This is a genomic window from Pseudoalteromonas sp. Angola-30 (genome assembly GCF_028599215.1).
In the GTDB taxonomy this organism is placed as follows: Bacteria; Pseudomonadota; Gammaproteobacteria; order Enterobacterales; family Alteromonadaceae; genus Pseudoalteromonas; species Pseudoalteromonas atlantica.
Genome location: NZ_JAQREI010000011.1, coordinates 28639 through 54917 on the forward strand (window position 1 = coordinate 28639; position 26279 = coordinate 54917).

Sequence of the window (26279 nt, forward strand, 5' to 3'; positions counted from 1 at the left end):
ACGATTGCAACAAAAACAGCGCTAACTTGCCAGCGTTATCAGACCAAGTACCAAAAATTAATGCCAAACTATGGGGTCAAATTGGTAGTAATCCACCAGCATTCTATAAATTTCAGGGTCGTGCTGCCTAAGCTGCGCCGGCTTTTCTAAAAAGGTCTCTGTGAGTACTGCAAAAAACTCAGCCTCGTTGGTTGCCCCATAACTATGAATAACGTGAGGCATGTTATAAGCAACATGACTTTTTAACTGCACAAAGGCACGACTAAACACTCGAGCCCATTCTTTATAAGCATTGGGGTTTTTTAATAATGGAGTGCCAGTGGTTTTTCCGGTTTCTTGGTCTAACTGGTGGGCAAATTCATGAAACACTAAATTATGGCCATCGCTTGGTAAACGGTTGCCTTCAAGTACATCATGCCAACTTAGAACTAACGTGCCACCAGGCCACGACTCACCTAAGCGTACCGCGTTGTGGTAACTAACCAGCCCAGCACTATCTCGTGTAGATTGCGGCGCATAATACGCACTGGGGTAGAGTAAAATTTCTTTCACGTTTTTATAAAGTGGCCAAGGTTTATTAAGCACTAACACACAGGCATCGGCAGCAACTATCAGCTTCATGGCGGGGGTTAGCTTTAGTCCGTCTCGGCCTAAAAAGCGCTTTTCATTTAAAAACCATATTATGTGGCGCTCAAGCTTGGCTCTGTCGTTATCCGTCATCTTTTTATAGATAGGCATGCAACGAAGGAGTATTTCTTTTTGTTGAGAGTTTAAAACCGCGTTTTTATATTTTTTATTCCAAAGCCAGTTTTGTAGTGCCTGCCAGCGCCAATAAATTACTACAAAAATAGCCAAAGCAAAAATGAGTAGCCCGTTTATCATGGGGACATCCAAAATAAGTTAGTCTCTTATTAATATGTGCGCATGCACTCATTTTCAATCAGATAATTTCTGTGCAATTTCGTCCGCTATTTTTAGCTTTGTATAAAGCTTGATCTGCCCGCGATAAAAGACGGTCGTAATCACCGACGTTGGTTGAGTCAGACAAGCCAAAACTGGCTGTTACACTTAATCCCTCACCAATGGCCGAAAAGTCATGCTGTGCAATGCTCTCGCGCAGTGCTTCGCATATGATTTTTGCTTCGCCGGCGGTTTTATCTGCAAAAACAATTGTAAACTCCTCACCGCCCCAACGTGCTATATGCTGGTTTTCTTGGCAGCCATTTTTAAGTAGCTCTGCAATAGTACAAATCACTTTGTCGCCAATAATATGCGACCAGTTATCGTTAATCCGCTTAAAGTGATCAATATCCAGTATAGCTATGGCTAACGGCCGGTTTTGCTGTTTGTAAGTGGCAAAGTTATGGGCAAGCCAGCTGTCAAAAGCACGCCTGTTAGGCATGTCGGTAAGTTGGTCGTGCGTTGCTTGGTATGCAAACGCATTGGCTTGCGTTTGTAGGTCTTGGGTTTGTTTTTCTACGCGATTAGTCAACTCTATTTCTATTTTTTTGTAGTGGTATAAACGGTATTTGTATATAGCAAAAATAACCATTAAAAATAATACAAATACTGCAAACTTAAATTGCGGCTTTTGCCAAAAAAATGACTGAATTACAATATTTACAGCTTGCTGATTATCTTGCCACTGTGCGTTAGGGTAACTTGCTCGTACCATAAAGGTATATTCCCCAGGCGGTAAGTTAGTGTACTCAGCACCGGTCATATGTTGGCGATTAACCCATTTATCGTTAAAGCCCTTTAATTGGGTTTGAAAATTTAATCGCTGCGGCATAATAAAGCTCAGCCCTGCATAATGAAACGATAAACGCGATACCCCCGGAGGTAAAAATACCGACTCTCCTTCAAGCGGAAGCGCAATAGGCTTACCATCTACAAAAATATTTTCAATAATGGTTGGCAGCGCAATTTGCGTTGATGCTTGTAAGCGCGCTGGTTTTACGGTACTCACCCCCTTTGCGGTTGCAAACCAAATACTCCCATCGTTATGCGTTACAGCCGAAGGGGTTGAACCTCCATTAGCCTGTGCACTTAACATACCATCGCCTTCATCATACAGTTGATAGTTAAGCACGGGGGCTTTAGCGCTCGCGGGAGCGTCGAGGATTTGCTGTATATGATTTTTATCGATTTGAATAATTCCGCGATTGCTCGAGAGCCAAAATGAGCCATTGTGCGGCACCACTTGAAATAGTTTATCGATAGGTAAACCTTGCTCTAAGCCAAGCATGGCCATTTTTCCGCTTGTTAGCTCATAGCGCACTAAGCCCCTATCTGTGGCCATCCAAGTATAGGTATCATCAATATAAAACCCAAACGCATATTGCGCAGAAAACTCACGGGGGAATTCAACCGTTGTAAATTGCTCACTAACAATATCAAATACCACCACCCCATTGCCGGTGCCTACCCAAATATTGCCCGCGTTATCTTCACTAAGTGCAAGTACAAACCCACTTGGTAAGTCTTTTTTATTTGTAAATTGATTTAAGCTGCCATCTTCATTGATACGCGTAAGCCCCATGGCAGAGCCTATCCACAGACGGTTTTTAGAATCAAATAATAAAGCCCTTACTTCGTTACTCCCAAGGCCAGTGCTACGATTAATAAACGGGGTAAAGGTATTATTAACTATTTTTAAAACACCTGAGGTATATGTGCCTGCCCACACGCTACCATCGGGTGCTTCGTGTAAACTGAGCACAGAATAAGGACTGCTTTGTTTAGAGCCTGAAACCAAGGTAGCGCGATTGTTCTTTATTATATTTAAGCCAGAGCTTCCCCCCACCCATAAACTGCCATCGGAGTGAGAAAGCACTGTGCGGGTATAATCCCCCGCTAAACCTCTTTTTTGGGTCCACGATGAAAACGGCGACTCACGCAGGCGAAACAGCCCGGCGTTAGTGCCAATCCAAATACTGTTTTCTCTATCTTGTAACAAAGATAAAATACGGTTGGCGGGTAATCCGTTATTGGCATCTAACTGCTCTACGCCATCAGGAGATAACCTAAACACCCCTTTATTAATTGTGCCAAACCATAAATCTCCATGGTTATCTTCTAATAAGCTAGAAATAGATTCATTGCTAAGCTTTTCATGTATTGGCTGAAACTGCGCCTTGGTTTTTATCCACGCGCCTTTTTCGCTTCCTACAATAAGCGAGCCACCACGGGTAATTAATAAGTTATATACAGGTGCATTTGGTAAACCAAAGTGTGGTGTCATTAAGGTCGGTATTTTGTTGTGTATTTTATAAAGGCCTGCACTGGTTGCTGCCCAAATAACCCCATCGTGATCTTCTATAACCCGATAAGCACTTACATTTTTAATAATTGCAAGGTCGGTATCGCTGTTATGTTCACGATAAAACACGCCGTCGTTTTCAAGGGCTAACCATAGGCTTTGATCAGCACTTTCAATTAAATGATTAACCATGGTTGATGCTGAACGCTTGGTATCCCACTGCCTATGTTGATATAAGCTAATTCCTCCGCGCGACCCCGCTATGTATAACCCACCACTATTTGTGGGAGTGAGTGCTCTTAAACCCGAGTCGGGTAAGTTATTAATATGAGCACGGGTTAATATTGTAAACTCTTGGCCATTAAAACGTGCCAAACCTTCCCATGTAGCAACCCATAAGTAGCCATCTTGGGTTTGCGTAACGCTATTAATACTGTTGTGGGGCAATCCAGAGCGGGTATTCCATGTTTCAGAAAAATAATCACTTAACGGTAAACGGGTTTGCTCTTGGGCTTCACATAAAAACATGACGAAAAAAGAACATATAATGCTTAATTGTCTCATCATCAACTGCCTTAGTTATTCTTTTACTTGTGTGTAAGCGTTTTATCGTTATTTAAAAGGAGTAGGAAAGAATTTACTTGGCACTGAGCACACTAAAATCGTGCGCTCCAACAAAGCGTTAAAATCCCTATACGCATTGGGTGAATACACTAGGGTTTGTTTAAGCGCTAAAAGCGCATTAATTAAAACTAAACAATAGCGTAAACAACTAATAATACGTGCTAAAAAGCACCTTAAATAAGTCGCTAAAACTTAATGTCGTAAACGTATCAGCTAATCGTTACAAATTAACTTATATCGCCTATCTAACTAAAAATACTACCATAGCAAATAAATACATTGCATTAACTAAATTCAATTAATCTTTACAAAAGTCGTCAATATTGTTTTGTAATACGTTTATAAACGCTGCGACGTGTAAACCGTCCATTAGCGAATGATGCACATCAATCGAAAACGGCATTAGGCCCGTGGTTTTATCGTATTGACCAAACACAAATTTAGGAATACCTAAGCTTTTCCCTTCACTAAAGGCATGCGAAAAACTACTAAAGTTCAGCCAAGGTAAAACCGATATATGTATCAAATCGGCCTGCCCTTCGGTTTGATTAAACGCCTGAGAAAATAACGGTTGAGATTTAGCATTGGCGCTTATAGCTGTGGCGTGCTGAGCAAATTCTTCAAGGCAAGGCGAATAATTAAAGTAACTAAATATAAACGAATCATCACTAGCAAGCTCGACCACACTGGCTCTTACTTGCTTTAAGCGCCATGGGCATTCATTTATAATTCTTAGCATAATCGGGTTATAAGCGTGGCAGGCTTTTAGTGTGACATGTACATATGCTTGAAAAAAAGACAGTTTATTTTGTTTACAATATTCAAATAAAGGCTTGGCGTTAAGTGTTACGCACACATTAAAATATGGCTGGGTAAAGTTTTTAAATAATTCGAAGTGTTGTTGGCGAGGCCATGTATCAAGGTCGATGGGCTCCATTAAGGCGTTTGTATCAGTCATAATATCCATAAGCTTGTCGTTAACGATTAGGCCGGATTGCCATAAGGGTCTTGGCCACAAAATTACCACGCCATAGAGTATAAACAAAAAAGGCGTACCACTGTACGCCTTAGTTTAAATAAACGGGGTAAATTTACAGGCCGTTTTGAATTATCTCTTGCGCTAACTCATCGGCAATCAAATGCGTTGATTTTTGCTCTTTTTCACTACGGGTGAATATTTCGGTTAAGGTATCAAAAATACCTTCAACGTGTTTATTAGACGCCGCCTCACTGTAGCCTTGTGGTGCCGTTTCGTAATACACATTAATAATGCCACCAGCGTTAATAACGTAATCGGGTGCATACAAAATACCTTTTTCACGAAGTACTTCACCGTGACGAGACTGCGCTAGCTGATTATTAGCACACCCAGCAATAATGGTTGCCTTAATACGTGCAATGGTTTCATCATTAATGGTGGCACCTAAAGCACAAGGTGCGTATACATCAACATCAAGGTCGTAAATTTCATCAATACCCACCGCCGTAGCGCCAAAGTCATTTACTACGCGCTCTACAGCATCTTGATTGATATCTGTTACAAATAATTTTGCACCAGCTTGCGCTAAATGCTTACATAAACCATAGGCGACTGCACCTAAACCTTGTACAGCCACTTTAATGCCCGCAAAATCTTGATGCCCACGTTGGTGCTGTAATGCCGCTTTAATTCCTAAAAACGTACCGTAAGCTGTAAAAGGTGACGGATTACCGCTTTTTCCTTCCAAGCCCAGCACATAATTTGTTTCTTTATTCATTAATGCAACGTCATCACATGTAATGTTTACATCTTCGGCAGAATAGTAACGGCCATTCAATCGCTCTAATTGACGACCAAAAGCTCGAAATAACTGCTCTGACTTAATCTCTTTTGCATTGCCAATAATAACCGATTTACCACCACCAAACGGTAGGCGAGCAACCGCATTTTTATAGGTCATCCCTTTAGAGAGACGTAAAACATCGTAAACGGCATCTTCATCGTTGGCATAGTCCCACATTCTACAACCACCAACAGCAGGGCCAAGGTTAGTATTATGTACGGCAATAATTGCTTTTAAACCTGACGCTTCGTCAGAACAAAAAACCACTTGTTCGTGGTTATCAAATTCAGCTTGATTAAACACAGCCACTGTAATTACTCCAAAATAGTTTACCCGTGAGAGGGATGAGCGCTGGAAATTGACGAAACTTTACCACTTCATTTTTAAGGGTGCCACATAATGAGAAGTTAAACCCGTAAAAAGCGAGCCTTGTGAATTAATAAATCTAAATAACAATAAAGTATGGATAGAAAATTCAACAAAAGGCACATAAATTAAATTTAAAGCTAACAACACCGTTAAAAAGCGCTTTCACATTTACGTGAACGTAAAGGTAATGCCAAGTGTAAACCTTGTATTACACAGCTCCCCTCCCAGCAAAGTCGCACAGTGTATAGGTTTATGAAGAAAAAAGCAGATTTACTACAACTGGTCTGAGGTGTTTATTTGAAGGGGCAATTTGCGCTTTTTTAATATTTCATAAAACAAATACAAAAAAAGCGAGCCTAAGCTCGCTTTGTAATTAGATTACGTAAACCTTTATTTAAGCTTGCCGTCTAGCTCTTCAATTTTAGCTTTCCAAATTGCAGGGCCTTGCGTGTGTGCGTTAGCACCTTCGCTGTCTACAGCAACCGTAACTGGCATATCTTCTACTTCAAATTCGTAGATTGCTTCCATACCTAAATCTTCAAAGGCAACCACGCGTGCTTTTTTAATTGCTTTAGATACTAAGTATGCCGCACCACCTACCGCCATTAAATAAACCGATTTATGCTCTTTAATCGACTCAACTGTAGCAGGACCACGCTCAGCTTTACCTATCATGCCTACAATGCCGGTTTTTTCTAGCATCATATCGGTAAATTTATCCATACGTGTTGCGGTAGTAGGGCCTGCAGGGCCTACAGCTTCATCACCTACAGCATCAACTGGGCCAACGTAATAAATAAACTTATTATCAAAATCAACGCCCTCAGGTAAACCTTCACCTGAATTGATCATATCTTGTAAGCGTTTATGAGCAGCATCACGGCCTGTTAAAATAGTGCCTGAGAGTAAAACAGTTTCTCCCATTTTCCACTCGCGGGTGTCTTCTTTAGTTAACGTATCTAAATTAACACGGCGAGTTCCTTCACCTACTTCAAACGTCACTTCTGGCCAGTCTTCTAGCTTAGGTGCTTTTAAATCTGCAGGGCCTGAGCCGTCTAGTGTAAAGTGTACGTGGCGCGTAGCTGCACAGTTAGGGATCATCACAACAGGTTTTGATGCCGCATGCGTAGGCGCTGTTTTTACTTTAATATCAACAACCGTTGTTAAACCACCTAAACCTTGCGCGCCAATACCTAGCTTGTTAGCACGTTCAAAAATTTCTAAACGCAGTTTTTCTTCCGTTGTTTCTGCACCGCGCTCCATTAATTCATGAATATCAACCGGGTCCATTAACGACTCTTTTGCCATTACCGCTGCTTTTTCGGCGGTTCCACCAATACCTATACCTAGCATGCCTGGCGGGCACCAACCAGCGCCCATTGTCGGTAGCGTTTTTTCTACCCATGCAGCTACATCGTCAGATGGGTTTAGCATAACCATTTTACTTTTGTTCTCTGAGCCGCCGCCTTTCGCTGCAACCATTACTTCTACTTCGCCGCCCGCCACTAAATCAATGTGTACAACTGAAGGGGTATTATCTTTAGTGTTTTTACGTGTGCCAGCAGGGTCAGCTACAATAGAAGCGCGTAGTGGGTTATCTGGATTTAAATATGCGCGACGTGTGCCTTCATCAACCATTTGTTGTACGGTTAAATCTGTTTTATCCCACTTAACATCCATCCCTACTTTTACAAAACAGGTAATAATACCCGTGTCTTGACACAATGGACGCTTGCCTTCAGCCGACATACGCGAGTTAATTAAAATTTGCGCGATTGCATCTTTTGCAGCCTTGCTTTGTTCTTTGTTGTAGGCTTTTTCTAGCGCTTGAACAAAATCAAGGGGATGATAAAAAGAGATATATTGCAACGCATCTTCAATGCTATCAATAAAGTCTTGCTGACGGATTGTACTCATAGTGGTTCCTTAAGTTAGCGTTACGCTTAAGCGTAATCTATACCAAACCGGTGACGGTGGTTTGCACTGTTTTAATTACAACGTAGATTTGATACTAAACGCTGCCAAAAAAATTTGACTTATGATACCCTCCCAGCCCGTTTCGAGCCAGTTCTTAAAGGGGCAGTAAATGCTAAACAATGAAAAAAATTGTGTAAAATTAGCCATAACACAAAACTGCATTGATGTTTTCGCGCATTTTGCGCATTTACCCTATGCCGTATTACTAGACTCAGCCAATAGCGAGCACATAAATAGTCGCTTTGATATTATTGCGATAGAGCCTCACGCTATTTTAGAAGTAAACAACAATCAAAGCGTATTTAATCAGCAGCTTGACTCGCGTAGCCCCTTTACAATAATGAACGATGAGCTAAGTAAACTTAGCGCGCAAAAAGCCGCTAATAACCTGCCTTTTAACGGCGGTTGGCTTGGTTATTTTGGTTACGATTTAGGGCGTATTATTGAGCACATGCCACGCACGGCAAAACACGATATAACGTTGCCACAAATGGCCATTGGCCTTTATTTAGATGCGCTGATATTTGATAAACACCAGCAAAGCTGGTTTTACATTTCTCAGCCTAACGTGAACCGTTTAGCGCTTTACCAGCAATATTTAGCAAACGATCTAGTAACAGCACAGTTTTCGCTCACCAGCGATTGGCACTCAAATATGAGTGAGCATGAATACGCTGACAAATTTGCGCAAATACAAGATTATTTAAAAAGTGGTGATTGCTATCAAATCAACCTAGCACAGCGATTTAGTGCCGGTTTTAAAGGCGACCCTTTCCAAGCCTACAAAGTATTGCGTGAGGCTAATAAAGCGCCATTTTCTAGCTTTATTAACCACCCACGTGGCGCCATTTTATCAATATCGCCAGAGCGCTTTATTGCAGTTCACGACAATATAGTTGAAACAAAACCCATCAAAGGCACTTTGCCACGCATGGCCGACGCAATCGCCGACCAACAGCAAGCCAGAGCCCTTGAAAACTCAACCAAAGACCGCGCAGAGAACGTAATGATTGTTGATTTACTGCGTAACGATTTAGGTAAGGTTGCAAAACCTGGCTCTGTAAAGGTGCCCTCACTTTTTGCTATTGAGAGCTTTCCGGCAGTGCATCACTTAGTGAGTACCGTAACGGCAGAGCTAGATGAAAGTAAAACGTGTGTTGATCAACTTGAAGCAGCATTTCCCGGAGGGTCAATCACTGGCGCGCCTAAAATTAGAGCTATGGAGATAATTGAAGAGCTAGAGCCTCATAGGCGTAGTATTTACTGTGGCTCTATAGGGTATTTAAGCGCCTGCGGTAATATGGATACCAGTATTACAATCCGTACATTGGTTTGTCATAACGAACACATTTATTGCTGGGCCGGCGGTGGTATTGTCGCTGATTCTAAAGTCGAATTGGAATACCAAGAAACATACGATAAAGTGAATAAAATACTTCCTTTATTAAAACAGTAGAACGCTTTGAATAGTGAACATATTATGGCGCGGTTTCAGCTAAGCCCTACTGCTGCGCCAAACCAAATAAAAGATACCCGTAAAAAGCGTGCCAGTGCGGTTATGCTGCCTATTATTGATGTTGATAACCACGCGCATATTTTATTGTGCAAACGCCCTACTTATTTACATCATCACCCTGGGGAAATTTGTTTACCCGGCGGTAAATTTGAGCAAAGCGATAAACACCTGCGCACCACAGCGCTTCGAGAACTACACGAAGAGCTTAATATAGCGCCAAGTAATGTTAAAGTGCTCGGGCAGCTGCCACAATACTCTACCCTAACTGGCTTTAGCATTAGCCCATTTGTGGGTTTACTTGGTGAACACACAGTATGGGAGAACGATTATAATGAAGTGCAAGCTAGCTTTTTACTGTCGCTTACCCAGCTTTCAAACGAGGCCAATTGGCAGCCCATTCCTTTTCAACGTTTTGGCAAAACCATCACCTTGCAAGGGTTTAGTACACCGCACGGATTACTGTGGGGAGCAACGGCTAGCATTATAAAAAACTTTACAAAACAGCTTGCCCTACCAGTGTAAAACTTACGGCCAAATAGTTACATAATATAGAATTAACGTTATGATACTCGACCGTTCAAAGAACAGCTTTCGGGCTGAGTAAATAAAGTAGAGACCCATAGTATGATCAGTGCATTTGATATGTTTAGCATTGGTATTGGCCCATCGTCGTCACATACCGTTGGCCCAATGCGTGCCTCGCGCTTATTTGTTAATGACCTACAAGAGCAACAACTTTTAACCTCTGTTACCGATATAAAGGTAGAGCTTTATGGCTCACTGGGTCAAACCGGCGTAGGCCATGGCTCTGGTAAAGCCGTTATATTAGGGCTTGCCGGCTACGACCCAGAAACGATAGATGCCGATTTAGTTGACGATATCCTTGCCACCATTGAAAAAGAGCAAGTGATATACCTCAACCAAACCCATAAAGCGAACTTTCCTAAGCAAGGGGCTATTGTTTTTCATCGCCGTAAAACCTTACCTAAGCACTCTAATGCCATGGAAATTATTGCCTCAAATAATGGCGAAAAAGTATATAGCAAAGTGTACTACTCTATTGGCGGCGGCTTTATTGTTACCGATGAAGAATTTGAAAACGAAAAACAAGCAGCCCTTGATATACGCGAGCAAAACCCGGCTCCTTACCCGTTCGAAAGTGCAAAAGATTTACTAGAGCTTTGTAAAGAATCAGGCTTTAGTGTATCTACTTTAATGATGCATAACGAAAAAACGCTGCGCAAAGAAGACGATATTAAAGACGAGTTGTTTAATATTTGGCAAGTAATGAAAGCCTGTATTGAACGTGGCATGCGCACCGAGGGAATTTTACCAGGTGGTTTAAAAGTTAAACGCCGTGCACCTAGTTTGTATTTAAAGCTAAATGTAGAAGTGAGTAATGACCCACTCAGAGCAATGGATTGGGTGGATTTATTTGCCTTAGCTGTAAATGAAGAAAATGCCGCGGGTGGGCGCGTAGTCACGGCGCCAACAAATGGTGCTGCGGGTATATTGCCGGCCGTTTTAATGTACTACCACACATTTATTAAAGAAGTGGACCGCGACATAGCCACACGCTATTTATTAACCGCAGCGGCGATTGGTATTTTATACAAAAAAAATGCCTCTATTTCGGGCGCAGAAGTAGGCTGCCAAGGTGAAGTAGGTGTTGCCTGTTCAATGGCTGCCGGCGCACTCACCGAAATTGTTGGTGGTAATGTAGTACATGTTGAAAACGCCGCCGAAATAGGCATGGAACATAATTTAGGCCTAACCTGCGACCCTGTAGGCGGATTGGTACAAGTACCGTGTATTGAGCGCAATGCTATGGGCGCCATTAAAGCAATTAATGCCTCTCGCCTAGCAATACGTGGCAGTGGCGAGCAAAAGGTGTCGCTTGATAAAGTGATTAAAACCATGCTCGATACCGGTAACGACATGAAAACCAAATATAAAGAAACCGCTCGCGGTGGATTAGCGGTAAACATTATTGAATGTTAAGCGTATAAAAACAAAAAACCGCGTATTTTAGCAATACGCGGTTTTTTAGTATTTATATACTTAAAGTCTTACTATTTTACCGGCAGTTTTATGTCGGCAAATAACGCATCAACATCTTCTTGATTACGTAATAAGCTTGCTCGCTCTACTCGCTCTTTAGTTAAATGCGGGGCAAAACGCTCAATAAAGTCATACATATAAGTACGTAAAAAACTGCCCTTTCTAAAGCCAATTTTAGTTGTGCTAGCTTCAAATAAATGGCTGGCATCAATACACACTAAATCTGTGTCACTTAATTGATCAACGGCCATTGAGGCAACTACACCTACACCTAGCCCTAACCTTACATAAGTTTTAATTACATCGGCATCGGTTGCAGTAAACACAATGTGCGGCTCAAGGCCGTGCGCATTAAATGCTTTATCAAGCTCAGAGCGCCCAGTAAACCCAAATACATACGTAATAAGCGGATACTGCGCTATATCGGCAACGGTTAAATTGTCGGCCTTTTGTGCTAGTGGATGATCTTTTGCCACCACAATGCTGCGGTTCCAATGATAGCAAGGCAGCATAACTAAATCTGAGTATAAATGAAGTGCTTCAGTTGCAATGGCAAAGTCTGCGTCACCGCGCGCTGCCGCATCAGAAATCTGTTGTGGTGTACCTTGATGCATATGCAGCGAAACAGCTGGGTATTTTTTCATAAAGCCCTGAATAACACTTGGCAAAGCATAACGTGCTTGAGTATGTGTAGTGGCTATATTTAGTTTACCCTGATCAGGCAGCGTGTGCTCATTAGCAACCGCTTTTATACCTTCGACTTTAGATAAAATTTCGCGAGAAATGTTAATTATTTCTTCGCCGGCCCCCGTTACATGCGTTAAATGCTTACCACTGCGGCCAAAAATTTGTACACCTAGCTCATCTTCAAGCATGCGCACTTGTTTAGATATACCAGGCTGTGAGGTAAATAAACTCTCAGCAGTTGCTGATACGTTTAGCTTATGGTTTTGAACTTCTACGATGTATCTAAGTTGTTGTAATTTCATGGTTGCAGTTTTTAACGTTATTATTAAGCTTATATGATGGTAATACTAAGCAAAACCAAGTTTAATTTAGTTAAAACTTGGCAAAGTAAGCACGTATATTTTCATTATTTAAGCATTAAGGCTAGCATAATAAACCCGCTGCAGATAGCGATGTTTATTCAGGTTCAACTTATAATACATTATTCTTATATCTAATTTTTAACATATTTTTAAGTTAATCAGCGCAAAGCTACCCTCAAAGCATATATTTGATGTAATATAAAAAAATAGATTATGAATCCGAGAATTAAGCCATGATCGTTTCGATTATAATTGTGCTTATAGTGGCACTGATAGTGATTGCACTGTGGGTAAGCGCTGTACAGCAGCATAAAGAAAAGCAAGAAATTGAACGTCGCAAAGAATTAACAAAACAAAAAGCGATAATTGAAGAAACCGAAGAAGCACTTATGAATAGCGCTAATATTCCGCTTTCTGAAAACATTATACGCGTTTTACAACGTAGATGTTACGAAGCACTTAACGCTATGGTGAACCATTCACCTAATTCTAAAGCATTAAAAAGCAGAATGAACGAAGCTAAAGAAAAGCTAAGTGGTGCAGTACAAGGTAATAGCAGCGACAATTTATCGTTACCAAGTAACGATAAGCAGTTAGTCTCGTTAATTCAGGGCATAAAAAAGCTTAGAGTTATTATGCGCTCTGAGCACAGTAAAGGCCGTGTAGATAGCCAAGTATTTGCAGCAGAAGATAAGCGCCTAGAAAAGTTACAACTTAGAATCAACATAGAAAGCCAAATTAAACGCGGTTTATCTGCTCGTTCAGCGAGCATGGTGGGCTCTGCTAGGCAATATTTTGAAAAAGCCTATGCAACACTTAGTGCCGTTACCTATTCTGATGAATACGTAAACGCAAAACGCCAAGAAGTTGAAGCCTATTTAGAAGAAATAAGCACAGAACTAAAAGCATCAAACGCCACTGCCCTGAAGAAAAAAGCAGAAGCAGAGCAAGATGACTTAGACGTATTATTTGCACCTAAAAAGAAATGGTAATTTTAAATACCCAAAAGAAAGCCCATACATAATGTATGGGCTTTTTTGTTTTTACCAATGGGTAAATACTTACGTATTTTGAGGCACTACCTAGCGCTAACTACGTTATAAACGCTCATTTACCACAACATAGATACGCAAGGTATAACAATGCAGTGGCAATGAGTAATAGCCACTAAATAATAAATGTTTACCCACCCTCAAACTAAGCCTCTTAGCTAAAAGAATGGGTATTAGCTATTATGATAAAAATGCAAACTTGATAATAAATAACGCTGTTAAAATCCACACGCTAATACTAACCTGATCGCGTTTACCACACAGTACTTTAACCGCAGTATACGATATAAAACCAAGAGCAATACCGTGCGCAATAGAGAATGTAAGTGGCGTCATAAGCAGTACTACACTTACCGGAATTGCATCGCTCATGTCATCCCAGTTTACAAACTTAAGGTTTTGCAGCATTAATACCGCAACGTATAAAATAGCACCCGCTGTTGCATAAGCCGGCACCATTTGCGCAAGCGGCGCAAAAAACATCATTAGTAAAAAGCATATACCCACAACAACAGCTGTTAAGCCAGTACGCCCACCAACCGATACACCGGCCACAGACTCAATATAAGAAGTAGTGGTAGAAGTACCTAACATTGCACCTGCAATAGTAGCTGTACTATCTGCACTTAAAGCACGCCCTAAACGTGGCATATTGCCTTTTTCATCGGCTAAGCCTGCTTTTTGAGTTACCGCAACTAACGTGCCTGATGTATCAAATAAATCAACAAACAAAAACGCAAAAATTACACTCAGCATAGAAAGCTCAAAGGCCGCTGCAAAATCAAGTTGCATGAAGGTAGGTAAAATAGACGGTGGCATTGACATTACGCCGTGGTACTCAACTAAGTCGAGGCTTAACGCAATGCCCGTTACTAGCAAAATGCTAATAAGTACGCCGCTTTTTATATCACGATAAAGCAAAGCAGCAATGACAAAAAAGCTTAAAATAGCTAATAAAGGACCTGCCGAAGTAATATCGCCAAGCTGTACTAATGTAGCTGGGCTTGAAACAATAATGCCTGCATTTTTAAGCGCAATTAACGCTAAAAACGCACCAATACCAGTGGCAATAGCCTGCTTTAAAACCAGAGGGATAGCATTAATTATCCACTCTCTGACCTTAAACAAACTTAATACTAAAAATATACAACCAGACATAAATACCGCACCTAATGCAGCTTGCCAGCTATAACCCATGCCCAGTACAACACCGTAAGTAAAAAATGCGTTTAAACCCATGCCCGGCGCAAGTGCTAAAGGGTAATTAGCCCACAATCCCATAATAAAACAGCCAATAGCAGCCGCAATACAGGTAGCAACAAATGCAGCACCTTGATCCATGCCTGCTTCCGCAAGCATTGCAGGGTTTACAAATACAATGTAAACCATAGTAATGAAAGTAGTGATTCCAGCAATGCTTTCGCGTCGCACATTGGAGTTATTTTCGCGGAGTTTAAATAGAGCTTCGAGCATAATAGACTTGTGATAGTAAAAAGTGACGTGATTTTACCATAAAATTAAGTATAAACAGGACATTTTACCTTGCGATATACTAAACTGTTGACGTAGAAACTATAAAAAAGAAAATATATGAATAAGACTCAGCCTAGCGGACAAGACTTAGAGCAGCAATTAAACAATATTTTAGATTTTGTAACACAGCCTACAAACCACAGCGCTGAAAACAATAGTGATGTAAGTGAGCAAACAACACTTAACAAAGCACTGTATTATTTAAAGCATAACCAAGCACCGTTGGCAGCTAAGTGGATGCGCCTTGCCGCAATGGCCGGAAATCATCGCGCCCAGTTTTATTTAGGGTTATTTTTTGTCAAAGGCCAAGGCGTACCAAAAAGCGTATTTCACGCAGCAGCATGGTTAAGTTTAGCCAGCAGCCAAGGCTATGAACCGGCAACCGCTGCTTTAGATGATTTAAGAAAATATATCGACACCAAGCGTCTTAAAGACGCTCAGTGCTATGCAGCCAGTTTGTATGAGCAAATCCACCAAATTCAGTTTGCCCACTTAATCCCAAAAAATGACTAACTACTGTATAGCTAACAGCTAAGCACTGTAAAACACACTAAAATAACTGTATAGCCATCCCTTAAGTACTGTATAACACTGCTACACTTTATACAGTACTGCAAACACCCTCAGCTTTCACTTACACAGCTTGAATTATAACCCACTGTTTTTAAATGGTTATTTTTATTCTTTATTTTTTAAAACCATTAACTGTATAAAAAATAACAAAAAACGCTTGCACACAACAACTGTATAAACTACTGTATACATGTACTGTATATAAACCCAGTGAGTGAGACCTATGCTACAGCCAATTACCGTAAGAACCGTTAAAAGCTACCAACAACATGATGAAAGTGAGTCGGTAAACTTAATAAAAGTAGAAGATGAAATTTCTGCTACGTTTGAGATGCTAAAAGTGTTGCACCAATACAATAGCTCTAACGCATGGACCTTACTGATTGCGCCCGACCATGTGCCTAGTAAAGCCTTGTTAGATAGCTGCTCTATAGATACCAGCAAACTGCTTGTAATAAGACAAAAGCATTTAGTAAATTTAGAGTATGTGCTTAATTCAGCACTTCATAATGGTAACTTTGCAGCCATTATTACGTGGACCGATATAGTAAGTGAGCAGCAGCTTGTTAATTTATCGCTTAATTTAAACAAAAGAAGCGCTAAGCTATTTTGCTTTACTAAAAAAACCAGCACTACAGCAATATCACTTACTCAATAAGCTTGGTAAAATACATTTTTAATTTATGTTAATTAGTATTTTATGAGTGTAACTAGTACTAGCGCTTGCTTATGCAACAGTCAGCTTAATTATGGCGACTGTTGCCAGCCTTATCATCTTGATATAAAAACCCCAGCAACACCTGAGCAACTAATGCGTTCGCGCTTTAGTGCTTATGCATTAAAAAATGCATCTTATGTATTTAAAACTTACGCCAAAGAAAAACAAGCACAAAACCCAGTAAATGAAATTGCTGACTTTGCTAATAGCTGCCGCTTTGTAAAATTAGTTGTGCGCGATACGCAGCAAAGTGATGAGCGAGGTTATGTTGCCTTTAACGCGTATTATTTTTACCAAAACTTATATTGTGAGTTGGATGAGAAATCAGACTTTATAAAAGAGAACGGTGAATGGCGTTATTTAGAGGGTATTATTAATCCGGTCGCCGATATAAAAGTTGCCAGAAACGACCCCTGCCCATGTGCAAGCGGTAAAAAATATAAAAAGTGTCACAGTGTATAAAATAAGCTAAACACTTAGCATAAAAATAGCTTTTTATTTAAGCGCTACTCTATACCACTAAACATGTTAATAACTGCCATAAACAAAAAATGGACCATCTAGGTCCATTTTCTACAATATTGCTATTGGTTTATTCATCATCATCTAGATCGAACGATTCACGCTGCGCAGGTCTAGCTAAAATCTCAACATAGAATGAAGTAAGCGCCTGCTTTTCGATTTCGCTGATCTTGTTGTTAATTTCAGCTACGTGAACAACTTCGGCATCATCGGCACTTGTGCCAAACTTACAGTCAAACGCCCAGTAATCAGCTTCAACAGGTAGCGTTTTATTGCGCTCTCTTTTCAAATATTTTTTCACTTCATGCTTTGCAGCATCAACCATACGAGGGTATTTGATTTTCTCATGATTTAGCGTGAATGTTTTCTTCATTACGTTCCTAATTACCTTGATTTAATGATAATGGCACTCAAGTCATACCATTTGCAGCCATTATAGCAATTGCATTTAATTTGTGGATGCTTTTTTTAAACAAAAAAAGAATTGTTCTATTTTATTGCATAACCGGTTATTAAATATAAGGTGTTTTAGGCTTTTAAAACGCACAAGTGTTAAATTATTTTTATGCGTTAGCAACAAGCAATGGCTTATGTATAGCCTCATTAGTTAAATCGTCATAAAATGCCGCGGCGTCCATTTGTGGACTTGCAAGCGCGGTGTGCGTGTCATTTAAGCGCCTGCGTACTGATAGTTCACAATTATCGATTACTGTTAAAGGAATATGTAACTTGTCATCTCTAATCGCTAGTGGCTCAGGGTTTAAGCAGTGGCTTAATTTTATTGCTTTCATGCCTGCTTGCTCGCCTTGTTGAACAATCACCGACGCGTGCTCTTGCCCTATGGTCATATCAAATTTTTCGGGAGCTAATAATTGCTTTGGTCCAGCACCAAAGCGCTCCCTTAACTGTTCTTCGTCTACATAAGCACTATGCGTTTCACTTTTTGGCAAGTGAAATTGACTAAAATCCAGCGCATCGTGCGATAGCATCGCTAATAAAAGTGAGAATTCGCCTCTGCGATTTTCATGCACACTTTTATTTAGCCTGGTCTTTAGTTGACTCTCTGTGATTAACAAATCATCGATTTGCATAGTCTTTAGCCGATTATGATAACTGATAGATATTTATCGGCTTTATTTCAAATTTCTTTAGCTTTTTTCTTTACTTAAATACGCAGTTTGCTATTATCAGCGCCGTTGCATTGGAGGGGTTCCCGAGCGGCCAAAGGGATCAGACTGTAAATCTGACGGCTCAGCCTTCGCTGGTTCGAATCCAGCTCCCTCCACCACTTTTCTTACCGCTAAGTTAAGTGGGGCCAAATGTAACAAAATAGTGTGGAGGGGTTCCCGAGCGGCCAAAGGGATCAGACTGTAAATCTGACGGCTCAGCCTTCGCTGGTTCGAATCCAGCTCCCTCCACCACTTCTTATCTTCAGTATCCTTTTCTATATCTTTTTCATTACTATTTAAAACTTCATTTTTAGACTAATTATCAAATACCCACTGTAATGTTGCTCCGTGGTTTTTAAGCCATGCTGATGCAGATTTATAATCGGGATAAAAATTAGCTACGCGCTTCCAAAAAGCGCTGCTGTGGTTCAAATACTTTAAATGAGCCAATTCGTGCACAATAACATAATCAATTATATGATGAGGCGCCCCAACAAGGTTAAGGCTAAAGGTTAGCTCTCGCCGAGAATTACAACTCCCCCACTTACGTTTATAACTTCCAATCGTCAATTTAGTCGGTAATGCTTCTGACATCTGTTGGCAATAATAAGCTAAACGCATTTCAATGTAGTTTGTTAGCACTTCTTCAAGGGCAAGGCAAAGTAACTGCTTGCGTTTTTCAGGCTGTTTTTTTACTCGATTAGAAGTGTAAATAGTAAATACGCTATCAGATTGCTGAACATGCGAGCGTGTCCCTTTTGCAAAAGTAATGGTATATGGCTTAGCAAAAACCATTATTTGCTGGTTTTTAAACGGGTGTTGTTGAGTATCAATGGCGTTAAGTTGTTTATGCAATTGCGCAGTTACCCACTCATTTTTACTAAACAGCCATTGTTCTATTTGTAGTTTTGGCACGTGTGTAGGCGCATAAACAGTAACTAATTTTTGGCTAACTTTTATTGCCACTGTTTTACGCCTTGCACTGCGTTTTAGCTGATACTCAAACAAGGTGTATGCTCTAAATATAAATAAAAGCGTATTATAAAGCCTTATTTAATCAATGTAGTTATTTAGCGATAAATAAATGGGCTCAGTGTTTATTATTATTTTTATTTACGCAAAATCACGTCTTATTAATAAAGTACGCTACGCATGTTAATACTTTAATGCTAAAAAGTAACCTCGCTGATTTATAATATAAATTATTAGATTAACAGTTTATTTATAAAATAAATCTATTAAACTAGTTCAATAAAGATACTAATTTGAGCCACTATGCTGTCTGCATTTTTTATAACCGACCACGATCCGAGCCTCATTATCAACGGTGCATATAACCCTATACTGGTTAGTTTATCGGTCATTACCGCTATTTTTGCTGCCTTTTTTACGATCTGGTTGGTTGATGTAGCAAAGCAAACGCAATTCGAAAGCTATAAACGCTTAGCCAATGTGACCGGTGCCACTGTTTTATCGGCCGGTATTTGGAGTATGCATTTTATAGGTATGTTGGCCTTTTCGTTATGCACAGAAATACACTACGACCCAATCATTACCGTTTTGTCTTTTTTACCGGCGTTTATTGCATGTCAGTACGCTTTTTCGATTTTAGTAAAATCGCAAGGGTCATACAAACACCTTATTATTTGCTCTATTTTACTAGGCTCAGGCATTGGTACAATGCACTACAGCGGCATGGCAGCAATGGAGCTGGCCCCGTTACTACGTTATGATGCAATCATATTTGCTTTATCAATTGTGGTCGCTGTTGGTTTATCGTTCATAGCACTTTTTACGCGTTATCATTTAACGCGTTTGCTACCTAATTTATCACAACTGCAAGCGCGCTCTATTACCGCTGTTATTTTAGGCTCAGCGGTGGCAGGTATGCACTATATGGGTATGGCTGCTACCCGCTTTGTTGCAACCTCTCCGCTTTTACCCGATTATCAAGAGTCAACCACTGAGCTTGCTTTTGTGGCTATTGCCGTAGCTACCGCGACCGTTGCTATAACCTGTGTCATTGCAGTTATAAATGGCATGGTTAGATACCGCTTACTGCTTGAGGAAAAATCGGCGGATGAATCTCGACTAAATGCTATTTTAGGCACTGCTATTGATGGCATTGTGACTATAGATCACACCGGCATTATTTTGAGCTTTAACGAAGCTGCCAGCAAAATTTTTGGTTGGCGAGAAAACGAAGTTCAAGGTCATAATGTAAAAATGCTGATGGCCGATGAAATCGCTCGCCACCATGATGGCTATTTGTCTCACGCCAAAAATGTAGATCTAGGTAAAGTAATTGGTATAAATAGGGATGTGTCTGCCAAACACAAAGATGGCCACCTTTTTCCTATTCGCTTAGGTATAGGGGAAGTTAATCAGCCAGGCCATATGCCGTTATATGTTGGCTTTATCACCGATTTAACCGAACAACGCGCTATGCAGCAAAGTCTTATTGAAAAAGAGCAAAAGTACCGCTCTTTAATGGATAATATGCCTGGCGCTGCTTTTCGCTGTAAGTACGACGAAAACTGGAGCATGTTATTTATCAGCCCAACAGTGGCTGAGCTAACAGGGTACACGCCAGAAGAGTTCACAGAAAGCTGCATTGAACTTAACGACCTTATTTTAAAAACAGATCAGCCAACGGTAAACGAAGCCGTAGCGCAAGCCATGACCTCAAGTTTAAAGTACTCGGTAGAGTATCGTATTCGCCACCGTAACGGCAAAGTTGCCTGGGTATTAGATAAAGGCAGTATTACCTGTGATAAAGATAATAACCCGCAGTGGATAGATGGGGTATTAGTTGATATTACAGAACAAAAAGAATACGAAGACAAACTTGAGCAGGCAAAATTGCAAGCTGAAGAAGCAGCGCACGCTAAGCAATCTTTTATGGCTAATATGAGCCATGAGATCCGCACGCCGATGAATTCTATTATCGGTTTTAGCGACCTACTGATGGACACTCCGCTAAACCAAGAACAGCAAAAGCACTTGGTTACAGTTAATAATGCGGCGCGTTCATTATTAAGGTTACTTAACGAAGTGCTTGATACCGCAAAACTTGAGCGCGGAAAGCTAACTATTGAACCCGTTCACTTTAGTTTAAAACAAGTACTCGATAGCATTATTTCGACATTTTGGCTTGAAGCAAAAAAGAAAGACTTGCGTTTAAAGTTGAACATTAAAGATTCTGTTGCCACAACTTACTATGGCGACCCAGATAGGTTAAGGCAAATTTTAACTAACCTCATCGGTAACGCCATTAAATTTACCGAGCAAGGTTCGGTTGAGCTAACTGTAAGTACTACGCAAACTGATCAGCTCTTTTTTGAAGTGCAAGATACCGGCATAGGTATTGCCAAAGACCGTGTTAAAGCTATATTTCAGCCGTTTGTTCAGGCCGATGGCACCACTACTCGTCGCTTTGGCGGTACAGGCCTTGGAACAACCATTAGTAAACAATTAGTAGAGCTAATGGGCGGCACTATAAACCTAGTCAGTGAAGAAAACAAAGGTAGCTGCTTTTACTTCTCTTTACCGCTTAAACAAGGCGATGCAGAAAAAATAGACCATTTCGATGGCCTGCACACTCAATTACCATCGCTAAGGGTACTTGTGGTGGATGATATTGAGCAAAACACCGAGCTGCTTTCGTTATTACTTTCTAAAGATCAACATTTGGTAAGCAAAGCAAGCAACGGTTTAGAGGCTATTGCAATATTCGAGAAACAAGATTTTGATGTCATCTTAATGGATATTCATATGCCTGAGTGTGATGGCATAGAAGCAACCACAAAAATTAGAGCCATAGAAAAGCAAAGGCAGCTTAAATTTACCCCCATTATTGCGTTAACGGCAAGCGTCCTACAACAAGATAAACTCACAGCTAAACGTGCTGGCATGAACGGCTTTGCTAATAAGCCGATAGATATAAATCAGCTTAACCAAGAAATTGCTCAGGTGCTTGGCTTAGGTATTGCTAAAGATATGGTTATTAGCCAATCAGACCCTGAGGCTAAACACATCGACTTTGAAAAAGGTGTGATGCTTTGGGGTAATAAATGCAAGCAGTTAACCGAAATTGCCAAATTTATCAATGACAGCAATAAACGATTTGATATTTTATTTAACAGTAAGTTATCTGAGATTAAAGACGCCAATAGCCTGATACATACCCTTAAAGGGGTCGCCGGTAATTTAGGCCTAACAACATTAATGACTTTATTAGCCAATTTAGAGCGTGAGCAAACTTCTGAGCAATCTACAGCGTTAGTAACACAAATAAAAGACGAGTTAGAAACAATAACGCAATTAATATCAGGCGATGAGTGCGCACAAATCACGCCTGCTGAGAGTGAAAATACTGAGCAAAAAAGCACGCTAAACGCGGCTGAATTAAAGTCACTGTGTGAAACGCTACACCATGAAGCGCAAAGCGCCGAGCTCAACGATGATTTGCTTGCGCAGCTTGAAAATAACGCCCCTGCACACTTACAAACTCAAATAAATGAGGTTGTAAACGCATTTGATGAATTTGACTTTGATCAGGCGCAACACGTGCTAGACGGTCTAATTAAAGAGTTTACCTAAGAATGAGAATATTGAATGGATTTTAGCAACGACAAACCACGTATATTAATCGTTGACGATGAACCTGCTAACTTAAAAGTCATGCGAGAAGTATTAGGTAATCAATACCGTATGTCTTTTGCTAAATCGGGCGCCGCAGCACTTGCGCTACTAGAAAAAGAACAGCCTAAACTTATATTACTCGATATCATGATGCCCGATATGAATGGCTTTGAGGTGTGCGAAATACTTAAAAGCACACCCGCGCTTTCGCATATCCCAATTATTTTTGTAACGGCTTTGGGTGATGAAAGCGATGAGTTTAAAGGCTTTGAACTTGGTGCTGTTGATTACATTACTAAACCTATTAGCCCCGCGATTGTGCGCGCACGTGTTAAAACGCATTTATCGCTCGTACAAGCCGAGCAATTAAAGCAAGCCCATGTTGATTTAGTACATCGGTTAGGCCGCGCTGCAGAGTATAAAGACACAGACACTGGCGAGCACATTGCTAGGATGAGCCAATACAGTAAATTATTAGCATTAGAATTTGGCATGGGTGAGCAACAAGCAGAGCTACTTCGCCAAGCAGCCCCCATGCACGATGTAGGTAAAATAGGTATTCCGGATGCTATTTTATTAAAGCCTGGGCGATTAACCCCTGACGAATTTGACCACATGAAACAGCATGCGGCTATTGGCGCGCAAATTTTAGCAAATTCCTCATCACCGCTATTACAACTTGCCCATAAACTGGCTATAGAGCACCACGAAAAGTGGGATGGCAGTGGCTACCCTAATGGTTTAAAAGGCGAACAAATATCGGTTGAAGGGCGTATTGTGGCTATTGCAGATGTATTTGATGCCCTTACCTCAAAACGCCCGTATAAAGAGGCTTGGGGTGTAGAAGAGGCGCTTGAGCATATGCAAGCACAAGCGGGTAAACACTTTGACCCACACCTCATCAATTTATTTGTAAATAAGCTCGATGCTATAATCGCAATTAAAAACGCATATCAAGAGCAACACTAAGTATTGCGCGTGCGCGAGCCTTGTTTTACATCACCATATACCGCTTTTATGTGCGGGTAGTCATGAGAGGTTATTTCGTGGCTATTCCCACTGTTATCTTTAAAATAAAGCGAAAACGTTACACCGTGATCAGCCAGTACAGTTTTTATGTTTAAGCCATTTAAATAATCAACCCAACCAATAAACTGTGCACCGGTGGCTGCAAACGCAATACCTTTGCTTCGCCCTTGTCCTTCAAATAACGCTAAACGCGTTGTTTTTGCGCTATCTTCAAGTGTGAGTGGCCCTTTGCCATTTTCATCCCAAAAGGCAAGCTCTTCAACTACGCTAAAGCCTAGTACCTGCTTGTACCACTTTAGCGCTTCTGGGATGTTTTCAACATTAAGGTGGCAATGATCAATGCCCGATAATAACGGAGTGCTCATATTATTGACCAATTTCTGATTTTAGCTGCTCTAAAAACGCATACATATACTCTGTGCGTCGCTCTGCCTCGGCTTTAGCTGAGGGCGTATTCATGCTCTTAGCAATATGAAGCAATTTAATAAAAAAATGATCAAGGGTATAGGTTTTATCATCTGCTTCGCGGTTAACACAAAATGGGTCATCAGGGTTATACAGTAAGCGGCTAATAGAGCCCCCTACTTTCATACAACGGCTAACGCCTATTGCACCGAGTGCGTCCATTCTATCGGCATCTTGCACGATTTGCGCTTCTACAGTTTTAACCGCTATATTGGCGCTAAAGCTATGGGCAGCAATAGCATGATGAATATCATCAAACAAAGATGCGTCGTAGTTAATTGATTTTAAAAACGCAATGGCTTTATCTGCCGCCATAGTAGATGCTTTTGCTCTATCCGGATGGTTTTTTGCCACCGCAACACAATCGTGCATCCACGCCGCCGGCAAAACAATATTCATATTGGCTTGCTCGGCGTGACATAATTGAATGGCAACACGCACTACGCGTTCAATATGTGTTATGTCGTGTGCTACATCGGCATGTATTAACGAAGTAATAAATGAGCGACATTGAGAATCAAGCTGTTGTAACTCAGGGCTTAAAGCAGTGTTGGGCACAGTGATGTTCCAAAAAACTAATTTATATGAGAATTATCCGTACTTTAACGTGCTTTACACCTCCCTTGCAAAACATTCATTGTATGTTGCCCTATGCTTGACTAAAATACAGCGCTTATTTATTACAACTGAGAAGCCTTATGTCATCTGCCGTTTACCTACAAGCTGGTCGCGAAAAATCATTAAAAAGAAAACACCCTTGGTTATTTTCAAAAGCCATCAAAAAAATTAAAGGTAAACCAGGCCTAGGTGATACGGTCACCATTCACGACAGCGAAGGTAAATTTTTAGCCACCGCTGCTTATAGCCCTCATTCACAAATAAGAGCGCGTGTGTGGAGCTTTGATGAAAAAGAAGTAATAGACCAACACTTTTTTGAGCGTCGCTTACGCCGTGCTTTACATGCCCGCGAGCATGCAATAGCCGAAGGCGGTTTAACTGGCTTTAGGTTGTGTGCTGCTGAGTCTGACTACTTGCCAGGTGTAACCATTGATAAGTTTGATAACACCTTAGTTTGCCAATTACTAAGTGCCGGCGCTGAGCGCCATAAAGGTGAAATTGTAGGCGCGTTAATGGCTATTTTTCCTGGTGCGAATATTTATGAGCGCTCAGATGTAGACGTGCGCACCAAAGAAGGCTTAGAACCTATTAAAGGTGTACTGTGGGGCAACGAACCTTCAGAGCCTGTAGTTATTGAAGAAAATGGCTTAAAGCTTGAAGTAGACATTTTAGAAGGTCATAAAACAGGCTTTTATCTGGATCAACGTGATAGCCGCGCAGCACTTGAGCGCTTTTCAAAAGATAAAACCGTATTAAATTGCTTTAGCTACACAGGTACTTTCTCACTTTACGCACTACGTGGTGGCTGTAAACACGTCACTAATGTTGATGTATCACAACCAGCACTGGATACCGCTAAGCGTAACGTAGAGCACAATAACTTAGATTTAAATAAAGTCGATTTTGTAAAACAAGATGTGTTTAAGCTATTACGCCAATACCGTGAGGAAGGCAAACAGTTTGACACTATTGTGATGGACCCACCAAAATTTGCAGACAACAAAGCGCAGTTAACCGGTGCATGTCGTGGTTATAAAGATATAAACATGATTGCTATGCAAATATTAAAACCGGGCGGTACATTACTTACCTTCTCGTGCTCTGGATTAATGGAGCAAAACTTATTTCAAAAAGTGGTAGCAGACGCTGCGCTAGATGCGGGTAAAGAGCTATTGATTATGGAGCGTTTAAATCAAGCGGCCGATCACCCTATTGCTGGCAGTTACCCTGAAGGCTTTTACTTAAAAGGCTTGATTTGTAAGGTTTACTAAAAAT

General features: G+C 40.8%; 22 protein-coding genes and 2 tRNA genes. 12 read left to right on the plus strand and 12 right to left on the minus strand.

Annotated features, from left to right (window positions below; genetic code table 11):
- Positions 1-57: 57 nt before the first annotated feature.
- From PSH54_RS13745 to PSH54_RS13765, 5 genes are all read right to left on the minus strand, one after another.
- Complete coding sequence (locus PSH54_RS13745) at positions 58-882, minus strand: M90 family metallopeptidase (protein WP_054983089.1); 825 nt, start codon at positions 880-882, stop codon at positions 58-60.
- Positions 883-940: 58 nt separating this feature from the next.
- Positions 941-3829: a ligand-binding sensor domain-containing diguanylate cyclase gene (locus PSH54_RS13750; protein WP_337946984.1), complete on the minus strand. Its 2889-nt coding sequence runs from the start codon at positions 3827-3829 to the stop codon at positions 941-943.
- A 355-nt stretch (positions 3830-4184) separates the two neighbouring features.
- Positions 4185-4823 carry a CatA-like O-acetyltransferase gene (locus tag PSH54_RS13755; RefSeq protein ID WP_273606402.1) on the minus strand — a complete coding sequence of 213 codons (639 nt, stop codon included), beginning with the start codon at positions 4821-4823 and terminating at the stop codon, positions 4185-4187.
- Positions 4824-4977: 154 nt separating this feature from the next.
- On the minus strand, positions 4978-6018 hold the full coding sequence (locus tag PSH54_RS13760) for a Glu/Leu/Phe/Val family dehydrogenase (RefSeq protein ID WP_024033350.1): 1041 nt from the start codon (positions 6016-6018) through the stop codon (positions 4978-4980).
- A 450-nt stretch (positions 6019-6468) separates the two neighbouring features.
- A complete protein-coding gene (locus tag PSH54_RS13765; protein WP_004589406.1) occupies positions 6469-7995 on the minus strand; it encodes a fumarate hydratase in 1527 nt (508 codons plus the stop codon).
- Between the two features lie 169 nt (positions 7996-8164).
- Between PSH54_RS13765 and pabB the strand changes: the two genes are divergently transcribed.
- The 3 genes from pabB to PSH54_RS13780 all read left to right on the plus strand — a co-directional run bounded on the left by pabB (position 8165) and on the right by PSH54_RS13780 (position 11572).
- Entirely contained in the window at positions 8165-9511 is a 1347-nt protein-coding gene (pabB, locus tag PSH54_RS13770; RefSeq protein WP_273606355.1) for an aminodeoxychorismate synthase component I, read from the plus strand.
- 6 nt (positions 9512-9517) lie between these two features.
- Positions 9518-10093, plus strand: coding sequence for an NUDIX hydrolase (locus PSH54_RS13775; protein ID WP_024032358.1), 576 nt, complete (start codon positions 9518-9520; stop codon positions 10091-10093).
- A 102-nt stretch (positions 10094-10195) separates the two neighbouring features.
- On the plus strand, positions 10196-11572 hold the full coding sequence (locus PSH54_RS13780) for an L-serine ammonia-lyase (protein WP_004589403.1): 1377 nt from the start codon (positions 10196-10198) through the stop codon (positions 11570-11572).
- 71 nt (positions 11573-11643) lie between these two features.
- On the opposite strand, the gene cysB is transcribed toward PSH54_RS13780, so the two are convergent.
- A complete protein-coding gene (cysB, locus tag PSH54_RS13785) occupies positions 11644-12621 on the minus strand; it encodes an HTH-type transcriptional regulator CysB (RefSeq protein ID WP_273606356.1) in 978 nt (325 codons plus the stop codon).
- Between the two features lie 293 nt (positions 12622-12914).
- Between cysB and PSH54_RS13790 the strand changes: the two genes are divergently transcribed.
- A complete protein-coding gene (locus PSH54_RS13790) occupies positions 12915-13673 on the plus strand; it encodes a hypothetical protein (RefSeq protein WP_024032356.1) in 759 nt (252 codons plus the stop codon).
- 240 nt (positions 13674-13913) lie between these two features.
- Here the strand turns inward: PSH54_RS13790 and PSH54_RS13795 are convergent, their stop codons facing one another.
- Positions 13914-15206 (minus strand): NCS2 family permease, encoded by a 1293-nt coding sequence (locus PSH54_RS13795; RefSeq protein WP_273606357.1) that lies wholly within the window; start codon positions 15204-15206, stop codon positions 13914-13916.
- A gap of 117 nt (positions 15207-15323) precedes the next feature.
- Here PSH54_RS13795 and PSH54_RS13800 point away from each other — a divergent pair, with 117 nt between their 5' ends.
- The 3 genes from PSH54_RS13800 to PSH54_RS13810 all read left to right on the plus strand — a co-directional run bounded on the left by PSH54_RS13800 (position 15324) and on the right by PSH54_RS13810 (position 17019).
- Entirely contained in the window at positions 15324-15779 is a 456-nt protein-coding gene (locus PSH54_RS13800) for a tetratricopeptide repeat protein (protein WP_055254982.1), read from the plus strand.
- A 283-nt stretch (positions 15780-16062) separates the two neighbouring features.
- Complete coding sequence (locus PSH54_RS13805; RefSeq protein ID WP_024032354.1) at positions 16063-16497, plus strand: SulA-like leucine-rich domain-containing protein; 435 nt, start codon at positions 16063-16065, stop codon at positions 16495-16497.
- A 42-nt stretch (positions 16498-16539) separates the two neighbouring features.
- Complete coding sequence (locus tag PSH54_RS13810) at positions 16540-17019, plus strand: YchJ family protein (protein ID WP_273606358.1); 480 nt, start codon at positions 16540-16542, stop codon at positions 17017-17019.
- Positions 17020-17149: 130 nt separating this feature from the next.
- Here the strand turns inward: PSH54_RS13810 and PSH54_RS13815 are convergent, their stop codons facing one another.
- Entirely contained in the window at positions 17150-17452 is a 303-nt protein-coding gene (locus tag PSH54_RS13815) for a DUF6172 family protein (RefSeq protein ID WP_004589192.1), read from the minus strand.
- Positions 17453-17642: 190 nt separating this feature from the next.
- Complete coding sequence (locus PSH54_RS13820; RefSeq protein WP_029774253.1) at positions 17643-18170, minus strand: VC2046/SO_2500 family protein; 528 nt, start codon at positions 18168-18170, stop codon at positions 17643-17645.
- A gap of 112 nt (positions 18171-18282) precedes the next feature.
- Here PSH54_RS13820 and PSH54_RS13825 point away from each other — a divergent pair.
- Together PSH54_RS13825 and PSH54_RS13830 are read left to right on the plus strand one after the other, a co-directional pair.
- Positions 18283-18367, plus strand: a tRNA-Tyr gene (locus PSH54_RS13825).
- A gap of 48 nt (positions 18368-18415) precedes the next feature.
- Positions 18416-18500 (plus strand) — tRNA-Tyr (locus tag PSH54_RS13830).
- Between the two features lie 63 nt (positions 18501-18563).
- On the opposite strand, the gene PSH54_RS13835 is transcribed toward PSH54_RS13830, so the two are convergent.
- A complete protein-coding gene (locus tag PSH54_RS13835; protein ID WP_273606359.1) occupies positions 18564-19214 on the minus strand; it encodes a M48 family metallopeptidase in 651 nt (216 codons plus the stop codon).
- A gap of 309 nt (positions 19215-19523) precedes the next feature.
- On the opposite strand from PSH54_RS13835, the gene PSH54_RS13840 reads away from it, so the two are divergent.
- Both PSH54_RS13840 and PSH54_RS13845 read left to right on the plus strand, forming a co-directional pair.
- A complete protein-coding gene (locus tag PSH54_RS13840) occupies positions 19524-22850 on the plus strand; it encodes an MHYT domain-containing protein (protein WP_273606360.1) in 3327 nt (1108 codons plus the stop codon).
- 15 nt (positions 22851-22865) lie between these two features.
- Positions 22866-23861, plus strand: coding sequence for a response regulator (locus PSH54_RS13845; RefSeq protein ID WP_055255630.1), 996 nt, complete (start codon positions 22866-22868; stop codon positions 23859-23861).
- On the opposite strand, the gene PSH54_RS13850 is transcribed toward PSH54_RS13845, so the two are convergent.
- Together PSH54_RS13850 and PSH54_RS13855 are read right to left on the minus strand one after the other, a co-directional pair.
- On the minus strand, positions 23858-24286 hold the full coding sequence (locus PSH54_RS13850) for a VOC family protein (RefSeq protein WP_273606361.1): 429 nt from the start codon (positions 24284-24286) through the stop codon (positions 23858-23860). The genes PSH54_RS13845 and PSH54_RS13850 overlap by 4 nt on opposite strands.
- Position 24287: 1 nt before the next feature.
- Positions 24288-24944, minus strand: coding sequence for an HD domain-containing protein (locus PSH54_RS13855; RefSeq protein WP_273606362.1), 657 nt, complete (start codon positions 24942-24944; stop codon positions 24288-24290).
- 140 nt (positions 24945-25084) lie between these two features.
- Here PSH54_RS13855 and PSH54_RS13860 point away from each other — a divergent pair, with 140 nt between their 5' ends.
- Positions 25085-26275, plus strand: coding sequence for a class I SAM-dependent methyltransferase (locus tag PSH54_RS13860; RefSeq protein ID WP_054983075.1), 1191 nt, complete (start codon positions 25085-25087; stop codon positions 26273-26275).
- Positions 26276-26279: the final 4 nt, after the last annotated feature.

Excerpts from the sequence above, each read along its gene's own strand:
- PSH54_RS13745 (WP_054983089.1), bottom strand. The coding sequence starts at position 882 with ATGATAAACGGGCTACTCATTTTTGCTTTGGCTATTTTTGTAGTAATT.
- PSH54_RS13750 (WP_337946984.1), bottom strand. The coding sequence starts at position 3,829 with ATGATGAGACAATTAAGCATTATATGTTCTTTTTTCGTCATGTTTTTA.
- PSH54_RS13755 (WP_273606402.1), bottom strand. The coding sequence starts at position 4,823 with ATGGAGCCCATCGACCTTGATACATGGCCTCGCCAACAACACTTCGAA.
- PSH54_RS13765 (WP_004589406.1), bottom strand. The coding sequence starts at position 7,995 with ATGAGTACAATCCGTCAGCAAGACTTTATTGATAGCATTGAAGATGCG.
- pabB (WP_273606355.1), top strand. The coding sequence starts at position 8,165 with ATGCTAAACAATGAAAAAAATTGTGTAAAATTAGCCATAACACAAAAC.
- PSH54_RS13780 (WP_004589403.1), top strand. The coding sequence starts at position 10,196 with ATGATCAGTGCATTTGATATGTTTAGCATTGGTATTGGCCCATCGTCG.
- cysB (WP_273606356.1), bottom strand. The coding sequence starts at position 12,621 with ATGAAATTACAACAACTTAGATACATCGTAGAAGTTCAAAACCATAAG.
- PSH54_RS13790 (WP_024032356.1), top strand. The coding sequence starts at position 12,915 with ATGATCGTTTCGATTATAATTGTGCTTATAGTGGCACTGATAGTGATT.
- PSH54_RS13795 (WP_273606357.1), bottom strand. The coding sequence starts at position 15,206 with ATGCTCGAAGCTCTATTTAAACTCCGCGAAAATAACTCCAATGTGCGA.
- PSH54_RS13800 (WP_055254982.1), top strand. The coding sequence starts at position 15,324 with ATGAATAAGACTCAGCCTAGCGGACAAGACTTAGAGCAGCAATTAAAC.
- PSH54_RS13805 (WP_024032354.1), top strand. The coding sequence starts at position 16,063 with ATGCTACAGCCAATTACCGTAAGAACCGTTAAAAGCTACCAACAACAT.
- PSH54_RS13810 (WP_273606358.1), top strand. The coding sequence starts at position 16,540 with ATGAGTGTAACTAGTACTAGCGCTTGCTTATGCAACAGTCAGCTTAAT.
- PSH54_RS13815 (WP_004589192.1), bottom strand. The coding sequence starts at position 17,452 with ATGAAGAAAACATTCACGCTAAATCATGAGAAAATCAAATACCCTCGT.
- PSH54_RS13820 (WP_029774253.1), bottom strand. The coding sequence starts at position 18,170 with ATGCAAATCGATGATTTGTTAATCACAGAGAGTCAACTAAAGACCAGG.
- PSH54_RS13840 (WP_273606360.1), top strand. The coding sequence starts at position 19,524 with ATGCTGTCTGCATTTTTTATAACCGACCACGATCCGAGCCTCATTATC.
- PSH54_RS13845 (WP_055255630.1), top strand. The coding sequence starts at position 22,866 with ATGGATTTTAGCAACGACAAACCACGTATATTAATCGTTGACGATGAA.
- PSH54_RS13850 (WP_273606361.1), bottom strand. The coding sequence starts at position 24,286 with ATGAGCACTCCGTTATTATCGGGCATTGATCATTGCCACCTTAATGTT.
- PSH54_RS13860 (WP_054983075.1), top strand. The coding sequence starts at position 25,085 with ATGTCATCTGCCGTTTACCTACAAGCTGGTCGCGAAAAATCATTAAAA.